The following is a 25,720-nucleotide window of genomic DNA, read 5'->3' as shown; positions in this document are numbered from 1 at the left end:
TAGCATATTTCCACCTGTTCAATAGGAATAATCCGCCTTCCGCTCAATGAAAAAACGTCCATCCTGTACTTGATCCTCGCCGCCCATAACTGCGCCAATACTTCGCACGACCCCGGGTAAAAACCATAGTTTGATGCTGCTGCGCATCTGTCCGGATGCATAGGTCTGCTTCTCACCCGGGTTTACACCCGTATTCAACTGGATCAAAGCAAGCATTCGTGACATTTTGCGGTCATTATTGCTGTGTATAAGCAGGAACAATCGCAAATGATCCTTGTACGTCAGTTTCACCTTAATATATTGGGAGAGTTCGACACCGCCGTCTTTCGCCAGCTTCACCATATCTTCTATAGCGTGCGTAATTCCGTATAGGATCGCTGCAGACAAAACAAGGAGCGGATTACCCAGCTTACTGTTCTCGGCAAGTCCTTCAGCTGTGCGAATGGCTAGACGCATGCCGAAGATTTCCGCATATGCAGACGCGATGTTACCTGAAGGATTATGAAATCCGTATATGATATATTCCAGCTCCTGATTCTCCAGCTTGAACACATCCTTCGCATCTCCGCTTCCTTCCGTCCAAGAGAACAGTTGACCAAAGTCCATGGAGTTAAAATAAGCAAGCGCATATTCATTCTGAAACAACTCATCCCCAAGGCCATCCAGAAGTCCAGAGATTCTGCCAAACAGTTGATCCATGGCCTTCATCGCGTTTCCACCGGAATCATAAGGATCACTTTCAATCCTCGCCTTTTCCGCTTGCTCGGAGATTCTTTCATTTAAAGCAATGTTGGCGTCGTAGAACTGTTCGAGCTGTTTAAATGCCTGCATCGAACCGGAACTCCCTTTTTCAATTTGGTTCAATATTCGTTTGATTTCTTTCAATTTCCCTTTAGACTGCTTGTCATTCCCTTTACGCTGGGCATCCGAACCACGGCCTTTTTCAAGTTCCCGTTTACTTTGTGTAATAAGATTGGAAGAACCGCTCCTCCCGTAGGCATCCATATATCGTTCTACAGTCTGGCTTGCCCGCCTGACCCCTGATTTAATGGGAACACCACTCATCCCCGTGACAGCACGAAGCTGTGCATTGAGTTCCAGGCTATCTTTTCGCACACTAGAGAAGTCTGCATTTTGCGAATGAATGCGAGACTTTAACCGTTCAAACAGAGTACCCTCTCTCACAAGCTCCGAAGCGAGCGAACGAGCACTTTTGGTTTCATCGCCTGAGCCTGTTGATGGGGGAACTGTTCCAGGCAAGGCAGAATTTCCTACGTTTTCATAACTGGCACTCTCGGAACGAATGTCTCCTTCCGCAATCACCCGTTTCATTTCTTCATTAATCTCTTGAGCCTCTTCAATCTTGGCCTGCGCTTCCGCAAGCTTGGACTGATGTGCCTGCTGTGCTGGCTGTATAATCATGCTGATCCCTGTCACGATTTGATTTACCCCTGTTCGGTAACTCCCCAATTCCAATATGTACTGCTGTTCATGCAAAGGTAATGCTTCATCTGCCTGTTTCTTGCTTAAGTAATCGGCATAACGTGCAGCTCCTTCTGCTGCTGTCTCTGGTGCTGCTTCAAGCATTTCTTCATAGATGGCCTGGGCAGGCGATTTCATAATTAAGTCTGGAAGTTTTCTCAGCTTCTCGGCGGATTGCACTTGATTGGCAATAGCTTCATCCAGCAGCTTCTCGCGTTTGTCATAGAGCTTTTGCAATTTTTTCAACAGGTCAACCGTATGAGCGGCTTCCTTCATCTCGTTCGACATCGGCTTGAATCGATTAATGACTTCAATGGCAAAATCAACCGGAGCTCTATACTTCATGTCTTCCTGAATTTGACGATTAAACATATCATACCTGCCCAGTTCACGATCCATACGGAGTGAAGTCGTGTCCCATTGAATATCCAGAATCGGGAAACGATCTCTCACAGACGAAGGTTTTACACTATCATTTAACACTTTAGCCATGATTGAATCCCCACTGCTATCCCCATATGCAAACAATCCATACTCTCGAAGTGAAGTATCATAAGCTGACATAACCGATCTCATTGCAGCATGTGCCATACGCTCCGTTTGAACTTTGAAAGCCGCAATTCGCGCATAATCAATAAAAATCGCTACAAACATATACACACCAGCCAAGATTAAGACGAGAAATAAAGTTACCGCTCCAGCTTCACCATCTTTTTTTCCGAACAGTGCTTCCCTCCTCCTTTGCTTATTTCTTGCTTTTACCAAAATACTGTATAACTTGTCCTGCTTCTGCAGCCGACACGGCTCCCTTTCCGCCTTTACCTTTAAATTTTGCACCGTAATAACGGGCCAAATCCACCGTTCGGATGAACTCAACCGGTTCTACAACTGCAGAGGAACCCTGTGTGAGTACACCATTGCCTGAATTGAATAAAAATGAGGGCAGAGGCAGGGAAATGACCTGCTCAAGCCTGGTTGTGACTTTCCGCTGGATCAGCGTATTTTGATACATCATTATGCCTTTCATGGCTGAAGGCATATGGCTGGAGGCTAGTGTTAATTTCTTTTCCGAAAGATTCCCGTCTTCACTGCCAGGTACAGAAACACTAACCTCATGGTCCGCGCCTGCCCATCCAAACAACGCGCCCAATAGCCGATCATCGGTTAACCGCCAGTACAGATGATCATACTCTCCAGCAGTATACTCGCCTGTCAGTGCCTGCTTGCTACTGTTGTCCCAGCTATACGCAGCTCGTTCCGAAGCCACGTAGGCGTGCTGATTCAAAAATGTTTTTTGATACATGTACATAGTGAAGAAAAGCAGAAGCACAAGGATAAACAATATGATCGGGAAGACCAGGGAAGCTTCGACGGTGAAGCTCCCTTCTTCCTTTTCCAGCTTATTTACCCGGAAAAAATTCATTACTTTTTGTATCCACCTTTGTAAGCAGACTTGTAATTAATCGTGTAATTTCATTTTTAAAAATCAGCGCAATAATGATTATCACACCGATAATTAGAATCAGTTCCAACGTACCCAACCCGTCCTCTTCTTTCCATAACGCAGTTGCCTTGTTCTTTACCACTTCACTCACCTGGCCTCTCACTCCAATCATCTGACTTTTCACCCTAATCATCTGGCTTTTCACTTCAATCGTTTCCGTCCCCTCCTACATACTCATCATCATAAAAGCAGGCGCACCGATCATGACTACGATTGTAAAAAAGATCAATACCATCGGAAACACCAGTTTCGAAGAGGCCTGCTCTCCCTTGGCCCGGCTAACCGCCTTGCGTTTCTCCCACAAAACATGTGACAGATCTCGCAATGCCAATACAAAGTCACCTCCCCCACGCCGGAAATTCAGCAGCACCGTCGTTGTAAAAATCGTCACTTCCTGTACACCAGAGCGACGGCTGAACTGCTCCAAAGATTGCTGAAACGAATAGCCATTATTCCAGTCTCCTACCGCTTTCCGCAATTCGTTGTATAATGGATGATCTCGCTCCTTCTGGCTATTCACGCAGTGAATGATTGCACGTTGCACCGTTTCTCCTGCTCCAACCAGGAGCACAATTCGATTGAGAAACTCAGGAAGCTCTATGAGGATCTCCTGATCTCTCCGTTTTACTTTCGTATAGAGATCCTTATACATCGCAAGCGGCAAAGCAATCCCAAGAACAAATCCTCCGGCTAATCCTCCCATTCCTGCACCCCCGATGATCGATAACAAGCAGCCTGCCATCAACATCAGCCAGGAGTACGTTAACATTTCAGCACAATAGAGCAACGTTTTTTCACCGCTGTGCTGTATGCCATACATCTTCTGGATAGTATGTTGCATCCGAAACATGAGTACAGGTAATCTACGGCCGATCTCGAACTTGTCCAGCATAAACAGAAACGGGCCATGCATTTTTTTCAAACGTACCCCTTCCATAGTCAGCTTCCGTAAATGTATGTAAGTTTGCCCCCGGGTTCGATCAAGTACAATCCAGCCCGCGCCAAGTGTTCCTCCAATGATGAGGGGAAGCAGCATCTTCTCAACTCCTCATACTTTGATATCCATAATGCGATGAATCCATAAATAACAGCAGACCAATACAGCAAGTGCCCCCGTGGAGATGAGATATCCTATCCCACTGTAGAGGGGTTCCATGAAATCCTTGGCCGTCAGGTTGAGAAATAATAGAAAAATGAAGGGTGCTGCAAACATAACCTTGGATTCAAATCTTTTCTGAGCCACTGCAATCATGATGTCCTGTTGAATATCCAGCTTTTCTCCAATCACTGCGGAGGTGCGCCGTACCACTTCAATCAGATCACCCCCCGTTCGTTTGCATGTAATAAACACGTCTGCAAAATTCGTAATGTCTTCAATCTGTGCCCGTATTGAGAAATCCTGCAACGCCTCTTCAATCGGCTGTCCGTATTCCATACGTATGCGCAAGATTGTGAACTCTCGAATCAGGTCTGTATCTGCTTCAGGATTCAACATCCGCAGGTCTTCAACAGAATCCTTGAAACCATTCTCTACTGATTTCCCAGCAGCCAATGCCGAGGATAGTGCGTAGAGAGCTTGCTTGAAATGCAGACTAAGTGTCATCCTTCTTCGTTCCAGCAATACCTTTGTCCAAAACCGGGGTACCCATATGCAACCTGCGGCCAGCATGGTCCCGGCCAACCAGTGATGATAAAATAACAATCCCACGCCGAAAAATAAGAAACCACTGACCAGCATGCATATTAAGCGTTGCCTTGAACTGAGCATATACACGGTGTAATCCGTTAACTTCTGCCTGTCTTGCTCCACATTGCATTCCCCTCCCATAATCATGTTTTGAATCTCGTCCTATATCCCATTTTATTTCTTAAGCTACTTCTGGTTTTCTGGTACGACTTGTTCATTTATCTGCCCTATGTATCCATCAAGCCATTCTCCAAGTCCAGCCATTTGAATTTTATCCACATTCTTGAGTCTTCCCGCCCTGACAAGTCCACCGATGATACGTCCCTCCCGTTCCTCCTGCTCCTGAAAACGAAACAGCGGGTTCAGGAGCACTTCACCGTCCTGTATCCCCATCACTTCACTAATCTCTGTCACGCGGCGTGAACGGTCTCGAAGACGGGAAAGATGCACAAAAATATCAATGGCAGAACTGATCTGCTGCCTTACAACGGTAATTGGAAGTTCCGCACCACTGAGCACCATCGTTTCAAGCCTGCTAATCATGTCCGAGATTGTATTGGCATGACCAGTCGACAAGCTTCCATCATGGCCTGTATTCATCGCCTGTAACATATCCAGCGCTTCCGCTCCCCGCACTTCCCCAATCACAATCCGGTTTGGACGCATCCGTAAGGAAGACTTGATCAGATCCCGGATAGAGATAAGACCTTTGCCCTCTGTATTGGCATTTCTGGTCTCCAGAGAGACGAGATTGGGCACAGTCACGATCCGTAACTCCGCTGAATCCTCAATCGTAATAATCCGCTCATCGGCAGGGATGAATTGGGATAAAGCGTTCAGAAAGGTCGTTTTTCGGGAACCTGTGCCTCCTCCGATAAAAATGTTGTACTTGCTCCGCACTAACTGTTGTAATAACACGGCTGCTTCCAGATGCAAGGTCCCCTTTTCAATCAGTTCAGACATCTTCATCGGCTCACTTGGGAACTTCCGGATCGTCATCGTCGGACCCTTCAGCGCAATAGGCGGAAGCACAATGTTAACCCTCGAACCGTCCTTCAGACGGGCATCCACAATAGGAGAAGATTCATTGACAATCCGGTTCACACCAGACACGATCATCTGAATAATGTCCTCCAGTCGTTCTCTGGACTCAAATCGCAGTGGAATCTGCCTGACTTCCCCTTCTTGCTCCACAAAGATCTCCTGATGACTGTTGATCATAATCTCTGTAATGTCCGGGTGATCCACCAGAGGTTGCAAAATATCCAACCCGCGAAAAGAATCAAACAGTCGCTGCACCAGTGTATGGCGTTCTCCTGAGGTCAAATCCTCCAGGTTCGGATCACCGAGGACTTTCCTCTCAATCCCCCGCCACAATTCCTCGTCCCTCGCGGAGGCAGTCAAATCAAGCGAAGCTCGAACCTCCCTGCGTATCAACCGAAACTGTTCTTCAAGGTCTGGAATGCTCCATGAACGATCCGTCATAACGACCAGGACTCCTGTGGAACCATGCGTCCTGCCTCCCGCTTTTCTTCTCCCTCGCCTTGAAACAGCAGTGCACATAATTTCTTCACTTCACGCTGAAAGATCGGTGAGCTCAGCATGACCTCTTCCTGATTTAGCTGCTTCCAGGAAGGCATATAAGGCAATACCGCATCCACATGCAGATCAGGTCTCGGCAAAGGATTCATCACTTGCTCCCGGTATTTGTTGATGACAAAATAAGTACGCTCCAGCATACTTCCAAGCACATCCGCTCGGGTACGCTCAGAGTGCTGCAGCCATTGCCCCCAGCGATGCATCGCGGCAATATCGTCCTCTACCAGCCAGATGCAGGTATCCGCCGCTTCCAGTATCCCATTGCTGCGTTCATCCCAGCCTGAATCTCCGTCCAGAATCAACACCTCATACTGTCCACAGTCGGCCAGATATCGGATTAGATCCATCGTGTCTGCTTTAGACATCTGCAACATTTCCTTGCGGTTAGCCAACGGCCAAAACACATCCGACTTCAATGGTTCATGTGGAACAACATACTCCATTGCTGCTTGCAAGCCTGAACCTCTTTCTTGTGTAGAACCGGATTCGTTCCTTACTCCCTGCCCTTGCGACTGGCCACCTGTCACTTCCTTTCGATGAGCCTTCAGATCGTATAACAGCCGTGATAAACCCGTCTCTGCGTCTGTATGTTGCCGCTGGCTGCCCTGCCTCAATCCTTTCTCCAGAAAAGGAAACGAGCTGTCCAGTGTCTCTAGATTGAGATACAACACAGCATATCCGGCAAGTCCCAACTGCTTGGCCATATGCAGAGCTACGGCCGTTTTACCACTCCCGCCCGATGCGGATAATACAGCGATGGCTACCGTTTCTTGACCCGGATGTAGACTTCGCTTACTACGTGGTTTCCTGCAAGCCCTCCTGACAGCTTCCAGCAACGCAGGCAACGGCTGATACTTCATGAGTCGCTTCGCCTCGTGTCCCTCGTCAGTCCCTTCGCTTAGCATAAGCCATGGGATACCCGAGGCATCCCCACCATTCATCAACCATGGATTCAGAAACTCCGGTTCAGCGATGATTAGATCAGGCAGCTCATGTTCATCCTGTTCCTCCATATGATTCCTGAATGCTTCCCACTGTGAAAAAGCAATAAATCGCATCGCGGAGCCTGACGAACTACTCTGCACATAGTCAAGCCAAGCACGAATATAGTCTTTGTCTCTCGATACCAGTACCGCCTTAAGTATGATCAATTTCTCCTTCCCTCCCTGCAAATAAGCACAAAAAAACACCGCCCATTACCCGCATAAGTTGCAGGATATGGACGGTGCTTCCGTCACGTGCTATGAATGTATGGATACTATAACATACAATTTTTGGACGAGCAAGGCATTTATTCTATCCCATTGATTTAGGAACCGTATGACGCGCCAAACTCGATAATATTCCGGTCCGGATCAAGGATAAAAATCTGTGCAAAACCGGCCACACTATCCGGTCTCGCTTCATATTCAATCCCTTGCTCTTCCAGCCAAGCTATCGTCTCCGAATAACTGACCACCCAAAGTGCAAAATGTCCGTCGGTTGTATCAATCCCCGCTTCCCGCAGCGTGTGACCTTCCGGATGTTGCAACAGATGAAGTTGCTGACTGCCGATCGCATACCAGATACCCGTGGAACGAAACGGAGGACGTTCAATCTCCTGCATTCCGAGCAAACCCGAATAGAATCTTTTTGCCGTTTCCAAATCTCGAACAGCCAGACTTACGTGATGAATATGTGCATATCTGATCATCTCGGCATCCCCTTCCCATTAAGACAATGATGCATTAACCTCAATAAAAATCATTCATGCCCATATTATAACACTCTAAAGAAATGCAAAAATAAAAAAACCTTTGATCCTTATCCGGTCTACCCGCAGGTATTCCGAAATCAGAATCAAAGGTGTTTAAAGCTTTACTTATTTTGCGCTGTCCAAAGCCTCTTGCGGGATTTTAATTTCCGCTACTTTGTCATGGTTGGAGAACGTAGTGTCCATTTTCATGTCCATCGTCATTTTCTGACTGTTTTGCTCCATTTCCATTACCATAGCTACATCCATCTTCTCGAGCAGCGATGTTTCTTTGTTAATCAAATATTTCATTTTCATGCTCTTGATATTCATTTGATCAAGCATAGCCTGCATTTGGGCATCTGAACCGTTTTGTTCCATAACGGACTTAGCCAATTCCTTGACATTGTCACCCGATACATCTGCGTTTAGAACATAGTTGTCGCCCTCTTCAGTAATCTTAACGTCTTCTTTTACTTTTTTGAATTGATCCAGCTCTTTTTCCGGATTCATGCTTGCTTTCATCTGCTCGATGAGTGCCTTCGTTTGCTCTTCTGGGATCGATACCCACTGGTCACCCACTTGGGAGTAAATTTTGTCTGAAGTAATATACTGTTTTATATTTTGCTTTTGTCCAGACATATCCATTTCCATCTCTTGATAGATCATCATTGGATCTTTGATGATATCCATTTTCAGGGATGTTTTTACCTGCTGATCCTGAGATTGCTCACCAGCATCCAATTTGATCTTTTGGTCGATGTTAGCTTCCGTAGTGAAGCTTTTCAGCGCTTTCGTTGCTTCACCTGTTTTGGCAAGCAATTCATCCAGTGTTGGAACAGCCGCATTCTGCTCCGCTGTATTATTGCCTTCATTCGTTGTTTCATTACCTGCTGGCGGCGTTGCAGATTTATCTGTGTCGTTTCCACATGCTGCCAAGCTCACTGCCAATAACGCCCCGATAATCATTGTTGTCCACTTCTTCAAGTTGTTATCCTCCCAATAATGTAAAAAATAATGTAACCCACAGTAATTACCCAGTAATTTCCGATATTAATCACCTTACATGAAACTTCTTTCTTATGGAAGCTTATCCTGAAAAACTGATACTTTTATACTTATAAAAATCGATCTTTAGTCTCAGGTGTAGGCAACATACATGCTCCGTCTTTCCCAAACCAGCGATACCGATTGCGCGCAACCCAGTTGTATACTGCATTACGAATGAATTTGGGCACAATAACAAACACATAGAGTAGCGGATAAGGAAACTTGAGACCTTTGGCCAACCTTAACGCTGCTGTGGAGCGTGTATAGTATTTTCCATTTTCAATCAACACAAACGTATCCATGCTGTCTGTTCTCAAGCCCCCCTTCTCCAGTAGTCCTTTCGCCACATCCGACTGCAGTGAAGCAAAGTGATATTTCCCTTCTGGGTCACGCTTGATAATCCATTTCGTTATTCCCTGGCAAAAGTTACATACGCCGTCTACAAGAACAATGGGGTGTCCCTGGTGCTTTTCCTCTTGGTCTACTGTCATTTGATCATGGCCTCCTCTATGGTGCTGTTAGATTACTTACCCATTTTGAGCCAACTTTCCTCGCCTAACCTGAATTTGATCCACCAAGTTTTCTAGCAAAATAGAAAAAAAGCGCAGGCTCAGTGCCTACGCTCATAACTGTCCGACAATTACTCAGCCAGTGCTTTTTCCATCCACTCGTCGTTAATCATTTGTTGATGCAGGTCACCTGACCATTGATCCATACATTTGCAGATGAAGTCTTTACGACATACAGGGCAAGGTGTTTTCTGCAGACGGCTGATCGCAGTCATTTTCCAATCCGGAGATTTGGAGTAGAATACACGGCACTGTGTACCATCCACCAGTTTCATCGTAAATTCGTACAATCCGTCTTTTTCGTTTTTGCTGGCTACTTGCAGTTGTGCAATGCTTGGTCTATAAGACATGGATATCACCCGTGAATTCAAATTTGGTTCATGCTAATGACACTGACACTTTCAGTACTAAATCATATTAAAGAAATTTCAGGTCGATGTCAACTCACGCATGTCTATCCGCCGAACAGAATATCCAGAATCGTACCAACTTGTCCCTGTTTCTTGCCTTTCAGCACATCCGGGTTACACACTTCCACATATCCACAGGCCGTACAGCCTACAAACAAATAATGATTATGCTGAATATCAAATACTTTGCTGAGCCCCGCTCCTGACATGGAAACCTCCTTGATGTTGCATTCCGTGCCCCGGCATTTGGTGCATACAAATTTTCGCTCAATCATCTCTTCAATACTCATCGCCGTTCCCCCTTATGGAATATGTAGCATGAAGTGACTGTACATTATGTAAAAAAGTACAACCTAACCCAAGGAAATTCTTCCCTGTTTCAGATTAGGTGATTCTTGGGTGTCATATGTCGGAAAACAAAACCCTGCTGAGCTACCAGCAGGGCTTGTGTGCTTGAAGATCAGATATCACTGGATACCTTGCTCTTTATTTCACCTATCACTCTCAAACAGAAAGAGTCAGGAATGATCCTATCTATTAAACGACGTTGAGTACAACGTCGATGTTACCGCGGGTTGCTTTTGAATACGGACAGAAGTCATGCGCCTTGCGGGCAAGATCCTCAGCCTGGCTGTGATCCACTCCCGGCATACTCACATCAAGACGAACCGCTAGCTTGAATCCGTCATCCGTTGGATCTTTGCCGATCGATACGTTGCTGGTTACAACGACGTTCTCCAATTTCACACCTGCTTTGCGTGCCACGTTAGCCAGAGCGCTCTCGTAACATGCACCGTATCCAGCTGCAAAAAGTTGCTCGGGATTTGTGCCTTCTCCACCTGCACCGCCCAGTTCTTTCGGCATTTTCAGATCATGTTGCAGTACACCGTCCGAAGAAGCCACCGAACCTGTTCGTCCACCTTTTACCGTCGCTGTTGCTGTATATAAAGCTTCCATCAGAATCTCTCCTTCGTTAATAAAGTTTTAACTGCCTACAATTCATTTTAAACTTCTGGCTCAATTTGAAACGTCTGATTGTGTACTTTATCAGCTTTTACATTTGGCTGCATTTCATGCGCAACTGGTAAAAGTCGTATCTTTTTACGTATTGGGTACTATACAAAGAGGTTATGAAAAGATAACGTCTGATTCGCCTCAAATTTTGTCCAGATACACAAAAGTTGCACTAGACAAAAATTATTGAGGGTGTACAATGTAAACATGAACATAAAATTTTAGATATATGAGTCCCCGTACTCATCCCGTTCATTTGCCGCAGTATTTGTGCCAGAGCACATTCTAACAATGAATTGATTCCGGCTACATGCCGGCCACATCTTATTGTAAAGTCAGGTGATCCATGTATGAGTCAAAAAAATCCGTTCAATTCTCCATCCAGCGAATATGCGTCTGCTTCACCAGCTACGATGGCCCCTTCGCTAGGTGAGGCACACAGTTCCATGAAAGTACCCCAGAATGCGGCATGGTGGAAAAAGTTCCTCGCTTTTGTCGGCCCAGGTTATCTTGTCGCTGTTGGTTATATGGACCCCGGCAACTGGGCTACGGATATCGCAGGCGGCTCGCAATTCGGATATACGCTATTGTCCGTCATCCTTTTTTCCAACATGATGGCCGTGGTGCTCCAATCCCTCGCGGGCAAGCTAGGTATTGTCACTGGGCGTGATCTCGCCCAAGCCTGCCGTGAACGTTTCAGCGCTCCCGTTGTCATGATGTTATGGATTCTATGCGAACTGGCTATCGCGGCTACGGATCTCGCTGAAGTTATCGGCTCAGCAATCGCTCTTAAACTCTTGTTTAACATTCCCATGTTGTACGGAGTGATTATTACCGCCGTGGATGTATTGCTCATTCTCGTACTACAAAATAAAGGATTCCGTGCACTGGAAACACTCGTCATCGTGCTGATGGCAACCATTGCTCTTTGTTTTGGCATCGACCTATTCTTGGCAAAACCGGATATGGGCGGTGTTCTTCACGGATTCGTTCCCAGCACCGAAATTTTGCAAAACCCGGCCATGCTCTACATCGCCATTGGCATCATCGGGGCTACCGTTATGCCACACAATCTGTATCTGCATTCATCCATTGTGCAGACCCGCCAGATTGAGCAGACGACCCAGGGCAAAAGAGAAGCTATTCGCTACACCACGATGGATTCAACCATTGCTCTGACGTTAGCCCTGTTCATTAACGCAGCCATCCTGATCGTATCTGCAGCTGTATTCCACAGCGCCGGCATGACACAGGTAGCAGAGATATCCGATGCCTATCATCTGCTAACTCCGCTTCTTGGCACAACCATCGCCAGCGTCCTGTTCGGCGTAGCTTTGCTCGCATCCGGTCAGAACTCAACGCTTACAGGTACGCTCGCAGGACAGATCGTCATGGAAGGATTCCTGAATATCCGTATCCCGGCCTGGTTGCGTAGACTGGTCACCCGACTGATCGCCATCATCCCTGCTGTCATCGTCACTGCTATTGCCGGTGAGCGCGGCACAGAAGAGTTGCTGATCTTGAGTCAGGTCATCCTGTCCCTGCAACTGCCATTTGCCGTCATCCCGCTTGTGATGTTCACAAGTGACAAAAAAAGCATGGGGTCTTTTGCAAACAAACTGTGGCTCAAAATCGTTTCCTGGACTATCGCGGCTATTATCGTTGTTCTGAATGTGTATTTGATTGTTCAGACCATCATGCTGTTCTAAGCTTATATATGAAAAGGCCGATTCGCTGTTGGTATTGATCCCAATGCAAATCGGCCTTCTGTATAACTTTATTTTGTATACTTCATTGCTCACATACATTTAATTTAATCCCATACGATCTAACCTGAGACTCATATAGATTTACCTGCATTCAGATCAGGTATGAGCAATGGCAGAAGTTCATCCAGCGACTCCACCGTCCAGTCCGCTCGCTCGCTATCCGAGAGCTCTGGCTGGAACCTTCCGTATCCCTGCAAAATACGAATGGTGTGTAAACCCAAACTACGTGCTGGCATGATATCATTATCGATTCGATCCCCAATCATAACCGCTTCTTCGGGTGCGCATCCAGCTTGCTTCAGAGCAACCGCATACAACTCCGGGTCAGGCTTGGACACCCCTTCTTCTGCCGAGCAGGCCAGGACATGGACATATTTACGAAGCCCGTAGCTTTCCAGCCTTGCTTCAGTCCCAGGACTCTGATTCGCGATGATGCCAATACGATAGTGATGCGAAAGCTGTTCAAGCACCTTCGTTGCAGAAGGAAACGGTTGCTCCAATTCTTTATGGAATTTCAGCTTGTCCTGAATCTGAATACGATGATCTTCATCATGAATATATGTACGTATGGCCACTTTCATAGGCCACTGTTCATAATTACGGTAACAGGTAGCAAACAGTTCCCTTACCGCCTCAATCTTTACTGGATAGCCGTAATCATTCGCCTCCCGAACGAACTGCCCAATAATATCATCTACAGGCTCCCATTCGTCCACCAGCGTATCCCCCACATCAAAAAACAACCACTTCAATCCGGCAATATCCGGCACGCTGATTCCTCCTCGTAAGCTACAGGTCACCCCTAGCTCCCATTCTGCGATACGGTTTCCATAAAAAAAGAAGACCCACGACAAGCATGAGTCTCCTCAAATTCCGTTAGTCTATACCTGCAATTATAACAGGCGTCCTACCTTGGATCAATGTCAATCACAAGCTACTCACTTCAGCTTCCGGTTTATTGCAACTATTGAGAAGAAATCCCACTTCTCCATTCAGTGAATATACAATTTTATCCGCGCCCATTCCACGATAGATCCCTTTAGGATGGCTCTGCTCTGTGATCACGCACAAGGACTTTGATGTCCAAGAGCGACAAATTTGAAGATAGCGGCAAGTCAAATTCAAACTGTTCTCAAAAATGAACACATTGCCTACACTGCCTTGCGGCAAAAACCATTTCTCAGCAGCTGCTGTATTCATACGGATGACGTGTTCTACACCAATACGGCGAAGTTTGCGCTCCTCATCAGCACTGTTCGTCAGAACGGCAAATGGCATTTTTTTATACATCAGCAATTTCACAAATTTACGTCCTGCTTCATTAGGAGCAGTTACCAAAATCATCTCTTTATCCATTCTTCGTTCCTCCCTTGGCGTGAAAAGACAACAAAAAAAGAAGCGTGGGGACCAAGGCCTCCGAAACGCTTCTTAAATAATCCATGACAAAAGCGCCATGAACCAGCGTGCGGTTTGTTGCCTCTCCCTTTAACGCTTACGAGGTTAGCTGACGGATTCGGGCGCGAGAGTCGCCCTATTTCGGCTTTCACCAGAAAATTCACCCCATGAATGTCTGCTGCTGTCATACAGCCCATTCTGTTGGTTCCCCCGTTTTCCACCCATAATTGAATGGAAACTCAGCGATTAAAACATCGTTCGTACATCTTGATTATAAGACCGATCGATATTATCGTTTGTTACGTTTTTCAGGTACAATTTAATTAAAATTCAAATTACGCTATGAATCATACACCCCGTGCCATGATCATGTAAAGTGCATAAAGATCACCGAATCGCCAGATTTCCGGCAATAACCGCCTATAATAACGCTTACAATCAGGTTATACGCTATCCCTCTCTTCCAAGCTATCTAATTCTCATCCGTACAAAAATTGATTCCGTGCATACCTCTCACATCTCGGAACCCAGCAAGCTAATGGTTATAACAACGATAAATCAAAATAAATTTTGCATTACTTAATTGTTTAAAATATAATAAGTATATTAAGAATAAAAGGATGGAGGTTTTTCCCATGTCAGTCTATGAATACAAAGTAAACACCCTCCGCGGGCAAGAGATCGAGATGTCTCAATATCGCGGCAAAGTGTTGTTAATCGTGAATACAGCAAGTCAATGTGGACTAACACCTCAATTCAAGGGCTTGCAAGAGTTGCAGGATAAATTCCAGGATGCACCGTTCGAAGTACTTGGTTTCCCAAGCAACCAGTTCGCGCAGGAAAAAGGATCTTCCGACGATATTGCTGAATTCTGTCAGATGAATTATGGCGTAAGTTTCCCGATGTTTGAAAAAATTGACGTTAATGGTTCCAGCGCTCATCCGCTCTTCCAGCACATTACAAAAGAAGCACCCGGCTTGCTCGGCTCCAAAGCCATCAAATGGAATTTCACCAAATTCCTTGTCGATCAAGATGGTAAAGTCGTGAAAAGATATGCTCCCCAGACTACACCAGACAAAATCGAAGAGGATATTCAGAAGCTGATTAACAAATAAACGTAGACTTTCGAACAAAAAAAACAAGCCACCTACAAAGCAAAGAGCCAGACACTGCTCTAGTTTTTTCGGTGGCTTTTTTACGTTTCCTTCCAACACGTCTTCATCCCCAATAATTTCACCTCTGCTGCTAATAAAACAAAAAGAAGCTCTCCATCACGGAAAGCTTCTCTCGTAACTCTTCATATAATGCGGTCGAGAGGACTCGAACCTCCACGGGCGTACGCCCACTACCCCCTCAAGATAGCGTGTCTGCCATTCCACCACGACCGCATGTCGTAAATTATCGGCAACAGAATTGATTATACCGGATTTTCAAACAAAAGTAAAGTCTTTATTAATCACTTTATGAATGACATTTTTCTGGAACCGGGTTTAGTCTAAATCAATAACCGTTTTTCTTCCCCTCCAGGCCACACTTCCTGCAAAATACAGTCATATTTCCTCGAAAAATACATATCATTAATCCGATTCCGTAAGAAAGGCCCGATGATTTTAAACATAAATATATAACACAACTAGAATGTTTAATGTAACTATATATAACATAAATTGAAAAAAATTTAGTTATACTTTTATTTTCTTCTAAATCATTGACAAAACACGGATATTTATGTGAATATATATATCATATAATTCGGATTTGCACATTAAACTAAAAAAAAGATTATCACACGTCACTAAAATTAACACAAAAAAATACAGGAGGCGAAAGATCGTGAACCGTGGGAATAAGCTACTCGATTATGCGAAACTGCTTGATCCCTCTGTCCAAGTGGGAGGATTCACCCATTTCTTCGGCATGGACACCCACATCAAGGAAGGTACCATTCGGACAGCTGAGGAACTCGAATCGTTTATGCGCTGCCAGTTACACCCCAGTCTCGTTCGTCTCGAAGGTATGGCCATTAAAGGGATTTATACTGCAACAGATCATAAGGACACTTGGCGAATTGCACTGATCGACAAACTTGTGCATGTACAGCGAACCCCACCTGAACTGAGGGAGCAAGCAACAATCATAGGTAAACGTTTAATCAAACTTTCTCGCGCTTTACATCCTTGGATCGACTTCAGCCCACTTGAACAAATGTTCGCAAAATACAATTCAGTAGGCTCTCTCCCCACCGTTCACGCCTGGATTAACCACCACCTTGATATCCCCGTCGAGGAGGCAGTTCTCGGTTACTTACATTCAGCCATGAATGCATGTGTATCCGAAGCTTTCAAGATTATCCCCCTAGATGAAAATACCTCTCGGGAATTGTTGGCTCGCCTGACCGCAGACCTCGAGAATGAATGGACTACCGTGAGCGCCTCCTCACCGGATGCACATCTGCACCCTACGTCCATGTCTATGAAATCGTTATTCCCCAGCTTCCACATGCTTGGAGCAGGCCTTCATGCTTACAGAGCATAAATTCCACACTCCTCTAATACTTTCTTCATAGCACATCAAAACACGCCGCAACCCCCTTGCTGGCGTGTTTTTTTATATTTCAGCACACATAAATTTACGTATTTACGTCATTATAATTCATAAAATACACTTATTTCCGTATTTTTTAATTGTTAGATGACGAATTTGCGTATATAATGGAGATCACAGCACGTATTTCTATCCATATTACACGAAGAAGGACCTGCTGAATACTATAAAATCCACTCAGGGGTGAACCCTAATGAACAAGAAAAAGCCAGTCACTCCGTTCGGATGGGCTATCAAACGACGGCTAACCGAACTTCAGGTCGACCAGAAAACCTTTTGCGAACAACACGGCATTCCGCCTTACCGTCTATCCAATCTTATTCATGGCACACGCAAAGCAACCCGATTCAGACATCAGGTCGCTGACATTTTGAATATCCCAGAGGAACTGAGATAAGATCACTTTCATCCATCATAAGGAGGACTTCTCCCATGAGACCTATTATATCCGACCTTGAAAGCCTATCGTTCCAAGCCACCAATCATCAGTTGATCATTATTGATCATCAATGGATGATACGAAGTTGCAATCGGGCCTGGCAGCACGGGCTTCATAAACTCTTCCTACAAGCTGCCAGCCCCCATAATCATTACCTTCACCTGATGGAAGCTTGGTCAGCGCAACAGAAGAACCTCTATCCAAGCAAGTTCGCGAGGTATCTCAGGCATAACGTTGTTCCTTTTAACAAAACCCATACATACGATATCTCTGTTACTACGCCTCTCAACGAAGAGAAATGGTATCGCGTAGAACTCACCCCCTTACAGGACGGGCCTGCAACGGATACAAAACTCGCTTTGGTTGCTCACACAGATATTTCAGAACAGAAGAAGACAGAGTTTCAGCTGCGACAAGCCTTGACTGAAGCACGAACCCTTTATGGACTGCTGCCAATTTGTGCCGTCTGCAAACATATCAAAGATGAGTCAGACGAATGGAACAGCGTTGAACGTTATCTGGAGAAACATACATCTGCGGAGTTCACCCATGATATCTGCCCAGATTGTATTCGTCAGTTGTACCCCCAATACTCCAACATACTTGATCAGCATCACTAAGCGGATATCTTCTACATAAAAAAACCTCCATTTGTACCGAAGGTTATTCTCTACGGCACAAATGGAGGTTCTTTGTCATCCAGAGGCACTTACGCCCCTTCCTACTCTGACTTATTTTCGTCTTCCGATTCAGGTTGGTAAAGGTAGTTTCCGGCATCTTTACTCTCTTTAAATTTGCGATAACGAGTGAACTCGATATATTCACTAATAAAAGACTGTTCCACAGTCGATAATTCACTCTCTTGGCAATTCAATTGCCGCAACACGTTAAAAAAATAATCTTCCCGCTTTTCACGCACAATGGCTTCTTTCGATAAACGTCCAATCATCAACCAGTCTAGACTTACATCAAAAAATGAAGCAATTTCAATCAGTTTATTTGTACTTGGGATTGATTTACCACGTTTCCAATCACCCAGATTGCCTGTGCTGATCTTCAGCTGTTGACAGAAGGCCTTCTTAGTCATCCCTCTTTCGGCAATCAGGTGTTCAATTCGCTCATAGATTGACTGCATGCAAGAACCGCCTTCCAACCGTAATAATCAACTCAAATGCCATATGATTGAATTATAGCACAATATTTCTGAATCCTCAGCCCTTTTATCCAGACGATCAGAGCCCTAACCAAACTTGAAATAAATACAAAATATAATTATAATTACCATTATATTTACTGGAAGAGTCCTAACATACATTTTATATCATGCTGAATAATACTTATAAAAATCAACGATATTCATTTTTTTCATGACAAAGATAACTACAACACATAGATGACCCCAACATAATAAACTAAAATATCATTTTAGGAGGGCACAATATGAAAGCGCTTCACCCATTAGAGATGGACTATTACTATACCCCTCAAGGAGAACCGAATCCTGAAGTACAGGCGCTTGGAAATTGTTATACCCGCAATATTTTCTTCATGTTAAAGAAAGAATTAAAAAATTCAAATCTTTCGTATAAAATGTTTCTCGATGATTTTAATCTTAAAATCGTAAAAGACCTAGCGAATTATCCTCTTGACGTTAAATTAAACGACATCAAATCTCCAGAAGATTATGTAATTAAATCAAACAAACACGCCTTTAACAATGATGCTCCATCCGCCATCGATAAATTAGAGACCCTTCTAGCTAACGGCGAGGTTGTGTTTGTTAACACTTTTATGAAGAAAGTCCCCTATTACAAAACATATGAATTAAATTCAACTTCTGAAACAGAAGCCGCTATTGACGGACATATATTCTTGGTTCTGGGACAAACCGATACAGACTTTTACTTTTTAGATAATTACATAAACTATAATCCACAATTCTTCAAACCCTACCTCGTCAACAAAGGCATTGGCCAAGATACCAAACATTCATTTATGAATGCCTTTAATCAGCAATTCAATTGTTTTACGATACACCCTAATCAAAACGAGCTCCAAGATTTACCTGATAGAGCACCCATGATTTTTAAGAGAACATTGGAAAATTATTATAGGTCCAACTCCGTTGTTGATGGACATATCGAATGTTTTGGAAGATCAGCGATTGTGGAATTGAGCGACTTATTGGCTAGCGGCCTCATCCCCCTTAATAGAAAAATACCTAACCGCACACATGATACCTATTCTCTGCTTCATACCATTTTAAACCGACACTCGGACAGAAAAAAAGTTCTACTATCGCTACTAAGTTCATCCACGAACCCCAATACATTAAATGAAATTTTTCAAACTACACAACAAACCATCAAACAATGGGATCTTTTGCGAAAATATTTGACCAAACAATATTTAACAAATAATTTCACACTCTCTCATTCGTTCGAAGAACGTATGAACAACGCACTTCTTGCAGAGGATCAATTTTTTCAATCCATTGAAAAAAATATAGATACCTTAAATAGAATCTAAGCTACAAATTTGTCCATAAACCATTTCTTTGATAAACAACTTTGAATTTCATAAAATAAAAAGAAAAAACCCTGGGTACCCAGGGTTTTTTCTTTTTAATCCGATGCGGTCGAGAGGACTCGAACCTCCACGGGTATACACCCACTACCCCCTCAAGATAGCGTGTCTGCCATTCCACCACGACCGCATATATAATTGTAAATGGTGAGCCATGAAGGGCTCGAACCTTCGACACCCTGATTAAAAGTCAGGTGCTCTACCAACTGAGCTAATGGCTCTCAATGTAATTCCACCTGATGTTATGCCATGCTTCCTATCGAATGTTACAGAGCAGTGACTTTCCAAAGAAATTCTGATTAAAGACGAATCTCTTAACGGTGAAAAATGAGGTAATACGATGACCCGTAGGGGATTCGAACCCCTGTTACCTCCGTGAAAGGGAGGTGTCTTAACCCCTTGACCAACGGGCCTCATGAACATTTTGTTTTCTTGGCGACAAGAATGAGTATATCACAGAAAAATAGAATAGTGCAACACTTTTTTAATAAACTTTTAAATTCCAAATTTTAACTTACATTTAAAGATCACTTTCCTTATCCAAGCGACTACCTCTCGTCCACTTATCTCACTTCCAGTTTATTTTAACTCTTTAAATCTTAAATCATATGCGTGTCATGACTATACTTTAAATTTGTAAATTAATGATCAAAAAACTTACAAAAACTTATTTAAACTTAAAACATTGCAGATCACATTATAATTACTTATAATTAATCTATAGTACAACGCACGGTCATCCATGAATATAAGGAGGCTTTACGTTTGTTTCAAGAAGAACGCATGCAACTCATTATTGAGCACCTGCGCAAGCATAATCGCATCTCAGCAGATGAGATCGTTTCTTTATTTGATGTCTCACGAGATACGGCACGACGCGATCTGATTAAACTTGAAGAACAGGAAGCCATTATTCGTACACGCGGCGGTGCCATCCTCCCCTCTCCTCCACAAGAATTCAAGTCTTATCAGGACAGGCTAAAATATGTTTCCGAGGAAAAAAGAGCTATTGGCAAACTGGCTGCGGCTCTAGTTCGTTCAGGAGAAACGATCATTTTGGATTCCTCTACAACCGTTCAATCCTGCGCTGAGAATTTGAATGGAAAATCCTGTACGGTCATCACCAATTCAATACACTCGGCTGACCTTTTATCTAATCACAGCGCAGTTCAGATTCGACTCTTAGGCGGCCAGTTAGATAAGGAACAGCGTTATGTTTATGGAACACCCGTTATTGAGACACTCTCCCACTACTATGTGGATAAAGCCTTTATTGGCATTGGCGGTTTCACGATGGATGGTTTCAGCGCTTCCGAAGAAGAAGGCAAGATCAAACATCAAATGATGAAATCCGCCAAAAAGATCATTGTGCTCGCCGATCATTCCAAGATGGGCAAACGTTACGGTTATCGCTTTGCAGATTGGTCACTGGTAGATGTATTAATTACAGACCAATGGCCCGATCAGGAATGGCTAGATTTTTTAAACGAGCACAAGGTTGAGATTTTAATTCCCGAACCTACACAAGATAAGGAGTTGTAAAGATATGAAGTTATTTGCCACCGATTTAGATGGAACATTGTTGAATCGAGACAGCCAGATTAGCCGTGAAAACGCCGATGCCATCCAGAAGGCGCAACAGGCAGGCATGAAAGTCACCATTGCGACCGGACGCGTATATTCAGATGTTGTGGCGATTAGCCGTCAAGGTGGAATCAAAACACCGATTATTGGCTCCAACGGCGCGACCATCCATGACGAGAATGGAGAACGCTTATTCCACCTCCCTCTGGAACGTGAAACAGCCGCTTCTGTGATGCAATGGCTGGAAGATCAGCATATCTACTATGAAGCTTCAACTCAGATGGGCATCTTCGCTGCAATCAGTACTCACGAAACGATGCTCGCGGAGCTGGAACGTGTCCTAGGCTCAAAACCCGGTGAAGACATCGAGCGCATGATCCATTCGATCAAGAAACACTACACTAAAAAAGACTATCATCGTGTGAACAGCCACCTTGAAATTCCGGCAGAAGCATGCATATACAATATTATGGCCTTCTCGATGAATCCTGAAAAAGTGCAACTCGGACGTGAATACTTCTCTTCCAGAACCGATGTTGCGATGGTTGTCTCCTTTGAGCATAACTTTGAAATGCAACATCCGGATGTATCCAAAGGCAATGCCCTCTCCAAACTGGCGGAGCACTTGAACATTTCAATGAAAGACACGGCCGCTATCGGGGATAATTTTAATGATGTTTCCATGTTGCAAATGGCTGGGCTAGGTATCGCAATGGGCAACGCCGAACCCGAAATTCGCGCAATGGCTAAAACGATAACACGTACCAACGTGGAGCATGGCGTCGCTCATGCGATTCATAGCCTGTTAGAAGGTAAACCGATTGCGCCTGAGGAAACCATTGTCTCGGAAGGCTGATAAAGTACCATTCAAAAGTTAGTAACATTAGTGAAATGAAAACAAGCACAGCAGTCTCGTTAACCGAGCCAGCCTGTGCTTGTTTTTTTGGTTCCGTAACATGCCAAGGAGTGCATCTCTCACTTAACCTCTCGCTCGACCTCTTATTTGCCCTCTTACTCAATCTCATCAGCCATTTATTTCTATGCCCGAAAATTCTCACCTTGTCTCTTCCCAAGTCCGTAATAATGCCTGAAATTATAAATCAACGGATGCCATTGCTTTGGATCAATCTTATTGAAATCTGAAATCAAATGAGAATGTGCATGCACCTTCACCGCTTTCACTTCTACAATCGCCATATTCGGCGTATGCTCCGGGATACGTATATGTTGTACAGCCGCTTCAATCTGAAGCGGGCATTCAGCTATTTTATCTGGCGCTACTTGAACTGAACTTTGAGAGGTCAGACCTACAGCCCTAAATTTATCTTGGCAAAACGTATATCCCATTTGTTTTTTAACTTCTGGCACGGGAGAGCTTCCCGTCAACCGCCCCAGCGCTTCAACTTTTCCCCACATCGAGTCATCCGGCAGATTAATAACACATTCAGGATGATGACAGAGATTCTCATAAGCCTTGCCCTGTGTACCTATCCCCAGTACCAGACAATCCCCCAGCGCCCAAGAAGACGATAATGGGGAAAGATTCGTAGACCCATCTTCGTTTAAAGTACTAAGGATGATCACGGGGGTGCCATAGTATAGAATACTGGGATTAATAGTCTCGTGCTGATTCACCCGAGCCGACTGGGTGGTTTGTTTTGTGCTATACTGCTGCATATCGTTGCTCACCTTATACCTCTCCTGTTCAATTCATGAATTGAAACCAATTGTAATACAGCATTATTTCAACTATCATCGAAGTATGAATGCATATCCGAATATCACTGTTATTGCTTCACTTATTGCTGATACAAGCCGTTCAATATTTCTCTCCGCTTTGCTAGATGGAAGGGCGTTGCCCGCCGGCGAGCTGGCCTATATGGCCGCAGTCAGCCCACAGACCGCAAGTAATCACCTTGCTAAACTTGTAACGGGAGGACTATTGGAAGTAGAACAGCAAGGTCGTCATCGGTATTATCGTCTCGCGAACGAGGACATTGCGGATCTGATTGAGAAAATGGCCAGCATTGCCCCAGCGGTACAGGTTCGCTCATTGAAGCAATCCAATCAATTGCAACATTTAAGCTATGCTCGCACCTGTTACGGTCATCTGGCTGGAAAACTCGGGGTTCTACTCTGCGAAGCATTGCTCAAGAGAGGTTATCTGGTTGAACCTAAAGAAGCGCAAGGTAAGGACTACCTAATTACAGAGGAAGGATCACGGTGGTTTAGCTCATTTGGAATTAAGCTGCAATTGAAGCCAGGATCACGCCGGGCCATCGCTCGTAAATGCCTGGACTGGAGCGAACGCCGTCATCACCTGTCCGGCTTGCTTGGCGAACAGCTCGTTCAACGATTACTTGAACTGGATTGGATTCGTCAAAAAACAGGAAGTCGCTCTGTAGAAGTAACCGAGGCTGGAAAATCAGGTTTGTACGAGCTTTTGGGTATTTCCCTGTAAACAGCTCAGATGCTAAAAAACCAAAAATCCTCTTTACATGAAGAATTTACTCATTCATGTAAAGAGGATTAAAAGTGTATATTCAGAACGGAGAGAGAGGGATTCGAACCCTCGCACCGCTTACGCAGTCTAACCCCTTAGCAGAGGGTCCCCTTATAGCCACTTGGGTATCTCTCCAAGAAATGGCTCCCCGAACAGGACTCGAACCTGTGACAACTCGATTAACAGTCGAGTGCTCTACCAACTGAGCTATCAGGGAAAATTAACTTGAATAACATTAATTTATCATGATTAATAATTCAAGTCAACCTGCCCTTGACTCCCTGTTTACAACAAATTATTCCTAGTGTTCGTCAGATGGTTTGAAGTGTCAGTTTGCCTGAACATCGACCGCAGCGATAACGCTTGGGATCTATTTTCCGTTTACGCAAATATTCCATCCCACAACTCTTGCATACCAGCTTGTACCGATACGGTAGCGGTTTTCTGCCCTTGTCTCCGGGGAGAGACTGACAGAACCTTGAACCACCTACTTTTTGCAAAAGTGCCTTGAATTCCGGGTCTCTATGCTGGTATCCCCGCCCTCGAATATGCAGATGATAGTGGCACAGTTCGTGCTTAATAATTTTCTCAACCTCGTCTTTTCCATAAACTTCAAGCTGATGTGGATTTATCTCGATCCGATGACTTTTGAGCATATAGCGCCCACCTGTTGTCGTCAGACGACGGTTGAATATCGCTTCATGAGTAAACGGAACTCCGAAATGTTCCAGAGAAATCTGCTCAATCCATTGTTGTAATTCCTTATTTTCCATCATTCTCCTCTCTCTCCACCCGCTCGGCCACATTGTTTTTCCCGTACAATACTTGAATTTTAACCGTTTCGTAGGCTACACTGTCAAGTAGAATGTATGAGGGGAGATTATTACTCGTTATGCCTACAATGCGCTATGTTATCCTGCAGCAGGAGCAACAATTACAGTTTGTCGAAATGCCCGCGGACTATGCTTATCAGCTCAGTGCGCTTAATCTGCGTCTGCACAAGGAAATTGACAAACTAACGGCAACAGATGTACCCGTTCTACCTTGGGCTATTGCCGAATGTGATCATCTCGATCTGTTAAACGAAAACTTGTCCATCATTGGCGGCCTTGATTATATCAATGCCCTTGAAGAGGGTTTTGCCGCTCTGCGCGAAAGCAATTATCCTTTGATTTCCCTGCTTACCGAGATCCGGGCACTACAGGCCCAATTGGAACAATGGTACGAAGAAGAGATGGAGTAGTTCTCCTTCATAGGGAAATTACTTCGGTTCAAAACCTGATGTATGACCATTTATGAACCGCAATATTGTAATTTTTCTCTTTTGACCGGTAAAATTCAATACAATACAAAAGGCGCACTTCCTCCATAGGGAATGTGCTTTTTTTCGTTCTGGTTCAACAGATTATGATCATTTTCAATGGACATGGAGTTATCTCGCACAGTCCAGGCTATTGCCACATATGCTAACGTACAGATGAATTAGCAAAAGGAGGAGATTCCTTTGCCTCAATGGCTCTGCAACCAACTCATGCGAGCGTTCCACAAAAAGGACAGTCGTCAAATCAAGCTGTTGAACGAATGCTGGTACTTCTATCGTAACAAACCTGCCGGCGGTTCACAGCGCAACATGGAGAACGAAATCTAAGCCTGTATGTTAACCAAACCAATCCATACCCGTGCATCATATTGGATAATACTTAACAGCAAACAGCCTTCCCCATGCGGGAAGGCTGTCCCATTATACGTGTACACGCTATACTTCTATAGCCGTATGTTTTGACATCACATTA

Annotated in this window: 29 protein-coding genes, 6 tRNA genes and 1 riboswitch; of the genes, 11 read left to right on the top strand and 24 right to left on the bottom strand. The window is 44.4% G+C overall.

Translation table 11 applies throughout. The features are described from left to right. Positions 1 to 18 precede the first annotated feature (18 nt). The 13 genes from M3629_RS21855 to M3629_RS21795 form a co-directional block, all read right to left on the bottom strand. Positions 19 to 2,247 (bottom strand): hypothetical protein, encoded by a 2,229-nt coding sequence (locus M3629_RS21855; RefSeq protein ID WP_251510198.1) that lies wholly within the window; start codon positions 2,245 to 2,247, stop codon positions 19 to 21. Beyond that, positions 2,228 to 2,905 (bottom strand): TadE/TadG family type IV pilus assembly protein, encoded by a 678-nt coding sequence (locus M3629_RS21850; RefSeq protein WP_251510197.1) that lies wholly within the window; start codon positions 2,903 to 2,905, stop codon positions 2,228 to 2,230. The genes M3629_RS21855 and M3629_RS21850 overlap by 20 nt, the downstream gene beginning before the upstream one ends. After that, complete coding sequence (locus M3629_RS21845; protein WP_251510196.1) at positions 2,883 to 3,098, bottom strand: Flp1 family type IVb pilin; 216 nt, start codon at positions 3,096 to 3,098, stop codon at positions 2,883 to 2,885. The genes M3629_RS21850 and M3629_RS21845 overlap by 23 nt, the downstream gene beginning before the upstream one ends. A 54-nt stretch (positions 3,099 to 3,152) precedes the next feature. After that, on the bottom strand, positions 3,153 to 4,022 hold the full coding sequence (locus M3629_RS21840) for a type II secretion system F family protein (protein ID WP_251510195.1): 870 nt from the start codon (positions 4,020 to 4,022) through the stop codon (positions 3,153 to 3,155). A gap of 12 nt (positions 4,023 to 4,034) precedes the next feature. Further along, complete coding sequence (locus M3629_RS21835) at positions 4,035 to 4,820, bottom strand: type II secretion system F family protein (RefSeq protein ID WP_251510194.1); 786 nt, start codon at positions 4,818 to 4,820, stop codon at positions 4,035 to 4,037. A 39-nt stretch (positions 4,821 to 4,859) separates the two neighbouring features. Next, a complete protein-coding gene (locus tag M3629_RS21830; protein ID WP_251510192.1) occupies positions 4,860 to 6,158 on the bottom strand; it encodes a CpaF family protein in 1,299 nt (432 codons plus the stop codon). Then, positions 6,155 to 7,423, bottom strand: coding sequence for a hypothetical protein (locus M3629_RS21825; protein ID WP_251510191.1), 1,269 nt, complete (start codon positions 7,421 to 7,423; stop codon positions 6,155 to 6,157). Before M3629_RS21825 ends, M3629_RS21830 begins: the two co-directional genes overlap by 4 nt. 158 nt (positions 7,424 to 7,581) lie before the next feature. Next, on the bottom strand, positions 7,582 to 7,965 hold the full coding sequence (locus M3629_RS21820) for a VOC family protein (protein WP_251510190.1): 384 nt from the start codon (positions 7,963 to 7,965) through the stop codon (positions 7,582 to 7,584). A gap of 168 nt (positions 7,966 to 8,133) precedes the next feature. Further along, positions 8,134 to 8,991, bottom strand: coding sequence for a DUF6612 family protein (locus tag M3629_RS21815; protein ID WP_251510189.1), 858 nt, complete (start codon positions 8,989 to 8,991; stop codon positions 8,134 to 8,136). A gap of 131 nt (positions 8,992 to 9,122) precedes the next feature. Then, the gene (locus M3629_RS21810) at positions 9,123 to 9,545 is read right to left on the bottom strand and encodes a thiol-disulfide oxidoreductase DCC family protein (protein ID WP_251510188.1); all 423 of its coding nucleotides are present in this window, start codon (positions 9,543 to 9,545) and stop codon (positions 9,123 to 9,125) included. A gap of 149 nt (positions 9,546 to 9,694) precedes the next feature. Next, positions 9,695 to 9,973, bottom strand: a complete 279-nt coding sequence (locus M3629_RS21805) for a hypothetical protein (protein WP_090918103.1) — start codon at positions 9,971 to 9,973, stop codon at positions 9,695 to 9,697. 104 nt (positions 9,974 to 10,077) lie between these two features. Beyond that, positions 10,078 to 10,323, bottom strand: coding sequence for a zinc ribbon domain-containing protein (locus M3629_RS21800; RefSeq protein ID WP_251510187.1), 246 nt, complete (start codon positions 10,321 to 10,323; stop codon positions 10,078 to 10,080). A gap of 247 nt (positions 10,324 to 10,570) precedes the next feature. Continuing rightward, the gene (locus M3629_RS21795; RefSeq protein WP_090918107.1) at positions 10,571 to 10,990 is read right to left on the bottom strand and encodes an organic hydroperoxide resistance protein; all 420 of its coding nucleotides are present in this window, start codon (positions 10,988 to 10,990) and stop codon (positions 10,571 to 10,573) included. A 470-nt stretch (positions 10,991 to 11,460) separates the two neighbouring features. Here M3629_RS21795 and M3629_RS21790 point away from each other — a divergent pair, with 470 nt between their 5' ends. Further along, on the top strand, positions 11,461 to 12,756 hold the full coding sequence (locus M3629_RS21790; protein ID WP_435368257.1) for an Nramp family divalent metal transporter: 1,296 nt from the start codon (positions 11,461 to 11,463) through the stop codon (positions 12,754 to 12,756). 131 nt (positions 12,757 to 12,887) lie between these two features. On the opposite strand, the gene M3629_RS21785 is transcribed toward M3629_RS21790, so the two are convergent. Together M3629_RS21785 and M3629_RS21780 are read right to left on the bottom strand one after the other, a co-directional pair. After that, positions 12,888 to 13,586 (bottom strand): HAD family hydrolase, encoded by a 699-nt coding sequence (locus M3629_RS21785; protein WP_251510185.1) that lies wholly within the window; start codon positions 13,584 to 13,586, stop codon positions 12,888 to 12,890. 157 nt (positions 13,587 to 13,743) lie between these two features. Then, positions 13,744 to 14,172: a hypothetical protein gene (locus M3629_RS21780; RefSeq protein ID WP_123063301.1), complete on the bottom strand. Its 429-nt coding sequence runs from the start codon at positions 14,170 to 14,172 to the stop codon at positions 13,744 to 13,746. Between the two features lie 118 nt (positions 14,173 to 14,290). Then, positions 14,291 to 14,466: riboswitch (cyclic di-AMP (ydaO/yuaA leader) on the bottom strand. Between the two features lie 380 nt (positions 14,467 to 14,846). Between M3629_RS21780 and M3629_RS21775 the strand changes: the two genes are divergently transcribed. Then, a complete protein-coding gene (locus M3629_RS21775; RefSeq protein WP_251510184.1) occupies positions 14,847 to 15,326 on the top strand; it encodes a glutathione peroxidase in 480 nt (159 codons plus the stop codon). 190 nt (positions 15,327 to 15,516) lie between these two features. Here M3629_RS21775 and M3629_RS21770 read toward each other — a convergent pair. Next, positions 15,517 to 15,599 (bottom strand) — tRNA-Leu (locus M3629_RS21770). A 445-nt stretch (positions 15,600 to 16,044) separates the two neighbouring features. Here M3629_RS21770 and M3629_RS21765 point away from each other — a divergent pair. The 3 genes from M3629_RS21765 to M3629_RS21755 all read left to right on the top strand — a co-directional run bounded on the left by M3629_RS21765 (position 16,045) and on the right by M3629_RS21755 (position 17,874). Next, a complete protein-coding gene (locus M3629_RS21765) occupies positions 16,045 to 16,746 on the top strand; it encodes an urease accessory protein UreF (RefSeq protein WP_251510182.1) in 702 nt (233 codons plus the stop codon). Between the two features lie 262 nt (positions 16,747 to 17,008). Continuing rightward, entirely contained in the window at positions 17,009 to 17,212 is a 204-nt protein-coding gene (locus M3629_RS21760; protein WP_123063298.1) for an XRE family transcriptional regulator, read from the top strand. 35 nt (positions 17,213 to 17,247) lie between these two features. Further along, complete coding sequence (locus M3629_RS21755) at positions 17,248 to 17,874, top strand: hypothetical protein (RefSeq protein ID WP_251510181.1); 627 nt, start codon at positions 17,248 to 17,250, stop codon at positions 17,872 to 17,874. Positions 17,875 to 17,975: 101 nt separating this feature from the next. Here M3629_RS21755 and M3629_RS21750 read toward each other — a convergent pair whose 3' ends face one another. Beyond that, positions 17,976 to 18,389, bottom strand: coding sequence for a helix-turn-helix domain-containing protein (locus M3629_RS21750; protein ID WP_251510179.1), 414 nt, complete (start codon positions 18,387 to 18,389; stop codon positions 17,976 to 17,978). Between the two features lie 305 nt (positions 18,390 to 18,694). On the opposite strand from M3629_RS21750, the gene M3629_RS21745 reads away from it, so the two are divergent. Next, entirely contained in the window at positions 18,695 to 19,783 is a 1,089-nt protein-coding gene (locus M3629_RS21745; protein WP_251510177.1) for a hypothetical protein, read from the top strand. Between the two features lie 104 nt (positions 19,784 to 19,887). Here the strand turns inward: M3629_RS21745 and M3629_RS21740 are convergent. The 3 genes from M3629_RS21740 to M3629_RS21730 all read right to left on the bottom strand — a co-directional run bounded on the left by M3629_RS21740 (position 19,888) and on the right by M3629_RS21730 (position 20,253). After that, positions 19,888 to 19,970 (bottom strand) — tRNA-Leu (locus M3629_RS21740). A gap of 15 nt (positions 19,971 to 19,985) precedes the next feature. Further along, positions 19,986 to 20,061: transfer RNA gene (locus M3629_RS21735), tRNA-Lys, on the bottom strand. 120 nt (positions 20,062 to 20,181) lie between these two features. Continuing rightward, positions 20,182 to 20,253, bottom strand: a tRNA-Glu gene (locus M3629_RS21730). A gap of 352 nt (positions 20,254 to 20,605) precedes the next feature. On the opposite strand from M3629_RS21730, the gene M3629_RS21725 reads away from it, so the two are divergent. Further along, positions 20,606 to 21,382 carry a DeoR/GlpR family DNA-binding transcription regulator gene (locus tag M3629_RS21725; protein ID WP_251510175.1) on the top strand — a complete coding sequence of 259 codons (777 nt, stop codon included), beginning with the start codon at positions 20,606 to 20,608 and terminating at the stop codon, positions 21,380 to 21,382. A 4-nt stretch (positions 21,383 to 21,386) separates the two neighbouring features. Further along, a complete protein-coding gene (locus M3629_RS21720) occupies positions 21,387 to 22,280 on the top strand; it encodes a Cof-type HAD-IIB family hydrolase (protein WP_251510173.1) in 894 nt (297 codons plus the stop codon). A gap of 182 nt (positions 22,281 to 22,462) precedes the next feature. Here the strand turns inward: M3629_RS21720 and M3629_RS21715 are convergent, their stop codons facing one another. Further along, positions 22,463 to 23,101, bottom strand: coding sequence for a flavin reductase family protein (locus M3629_RS21715; RefSeq protein ID WP_251510316.1), 639 nt, complete (start codon positions 23,099 to 23,101; stop codon positions 22,463 to 22,465). A gap of 85 nt (positions 23,102 to 23,186) precedes the next feature. On the opposite strand from M3629_RS21715, the gene M3629_RS21710 reads away from it, so the two are divergent. Next, positions 23,187 to 23,885: an ArsR/SmtB family transcription factor gene (locus M3629_RS21710; RefSeq protein WP_251510171.1), complete on the top strand. Its 699-nt coding sequence runs from the start codon at positions 23,187 to 23,189 to the stop codon at positions 23,883 to 23,885. Between the two features lie 88 nt (positions 23,886 to 23,973). On the opposite strand, the gene M3629_RS21705 is transcribed toward M3629_RS21710, so the two are convergent. The 3 genes from M3629_RS21705 to M3629_RS21695 all read right to left on the bottom strand — a co-directional run bounded on the left by M3629_RS21705 (position 23,974) and on the right by M3629_RS21695 (position 24,700). Further along, positions 23,974 to 24,062 (bottom strand) — tRNA-Ser (locus M3629_RS21705). Positions 24,063 to 24,068: 6 nt separating this feature from the next. After that, positions 24,069 to 24,144: transfer RNA gene (locus M3629_RS21700), tRNA-Asn, on the bottom strand. A gap of 94 nt (positions 24,145 to 24,238) precedes the next feature. Further along, on the bottom strand, positions 24,239 to 24,700 hold the full coding sequence (locus M3629_RS21695) for a SprT family protein (protein WP_154958617.1): 462 nt from the start codon (positions 24,698 to 24,700) through the stop codon (positions 24,239 to 24,241). A gap of 119 nt (positions 24,701 to 24,819) precedes the next feature. On the opposite strand from M3629_RS21695, the gene M3629_RS21690 reads away from it, so the two are divergent. Next, positions 24,820 to 25,170, top strand: a complete 351-nt coding sequence (locus M3629_RS21690) for a hydrolase/acyltransferase (RefSeq protein WP_251510169.1) — start codon at positions 24,820 to 24,822, stop codon at positions 25,168 to 25,170. A 261-nt stretch (positions 25,171 to 25,431) separates the two neighbouring features. Further along, positions 25,432 to 25,575: a cortex morphogenetic protein CmpA gene (gene cmpA, locus M3629_RS21685; protein ID WP_251510167.1), complete on the top strand. Its 144-nt coding sequence runs from the start codon at positions 25,432 to 25,434 to the stop codon at positions 25,573 to 25,575. The last annotated feature ends 145 nt before the right edge of the window (positions 25,576 to 25,720 follow it).

Source organism: Paenibacillus polysaccharolyticus, assembly GCF_023714295.1.
GTDB lineage: Bacteria > Bacillota > Bacilli > Paenibacillales > Paenibacillaceae > Paenibacillus > Paenibacillus polysaccharolyticus_A.
The sequence above is the reverse complement of the archived record's forward strand: the minus strand, read 5'-3'. Positions and strand labels throughout refer to the sequence as shown.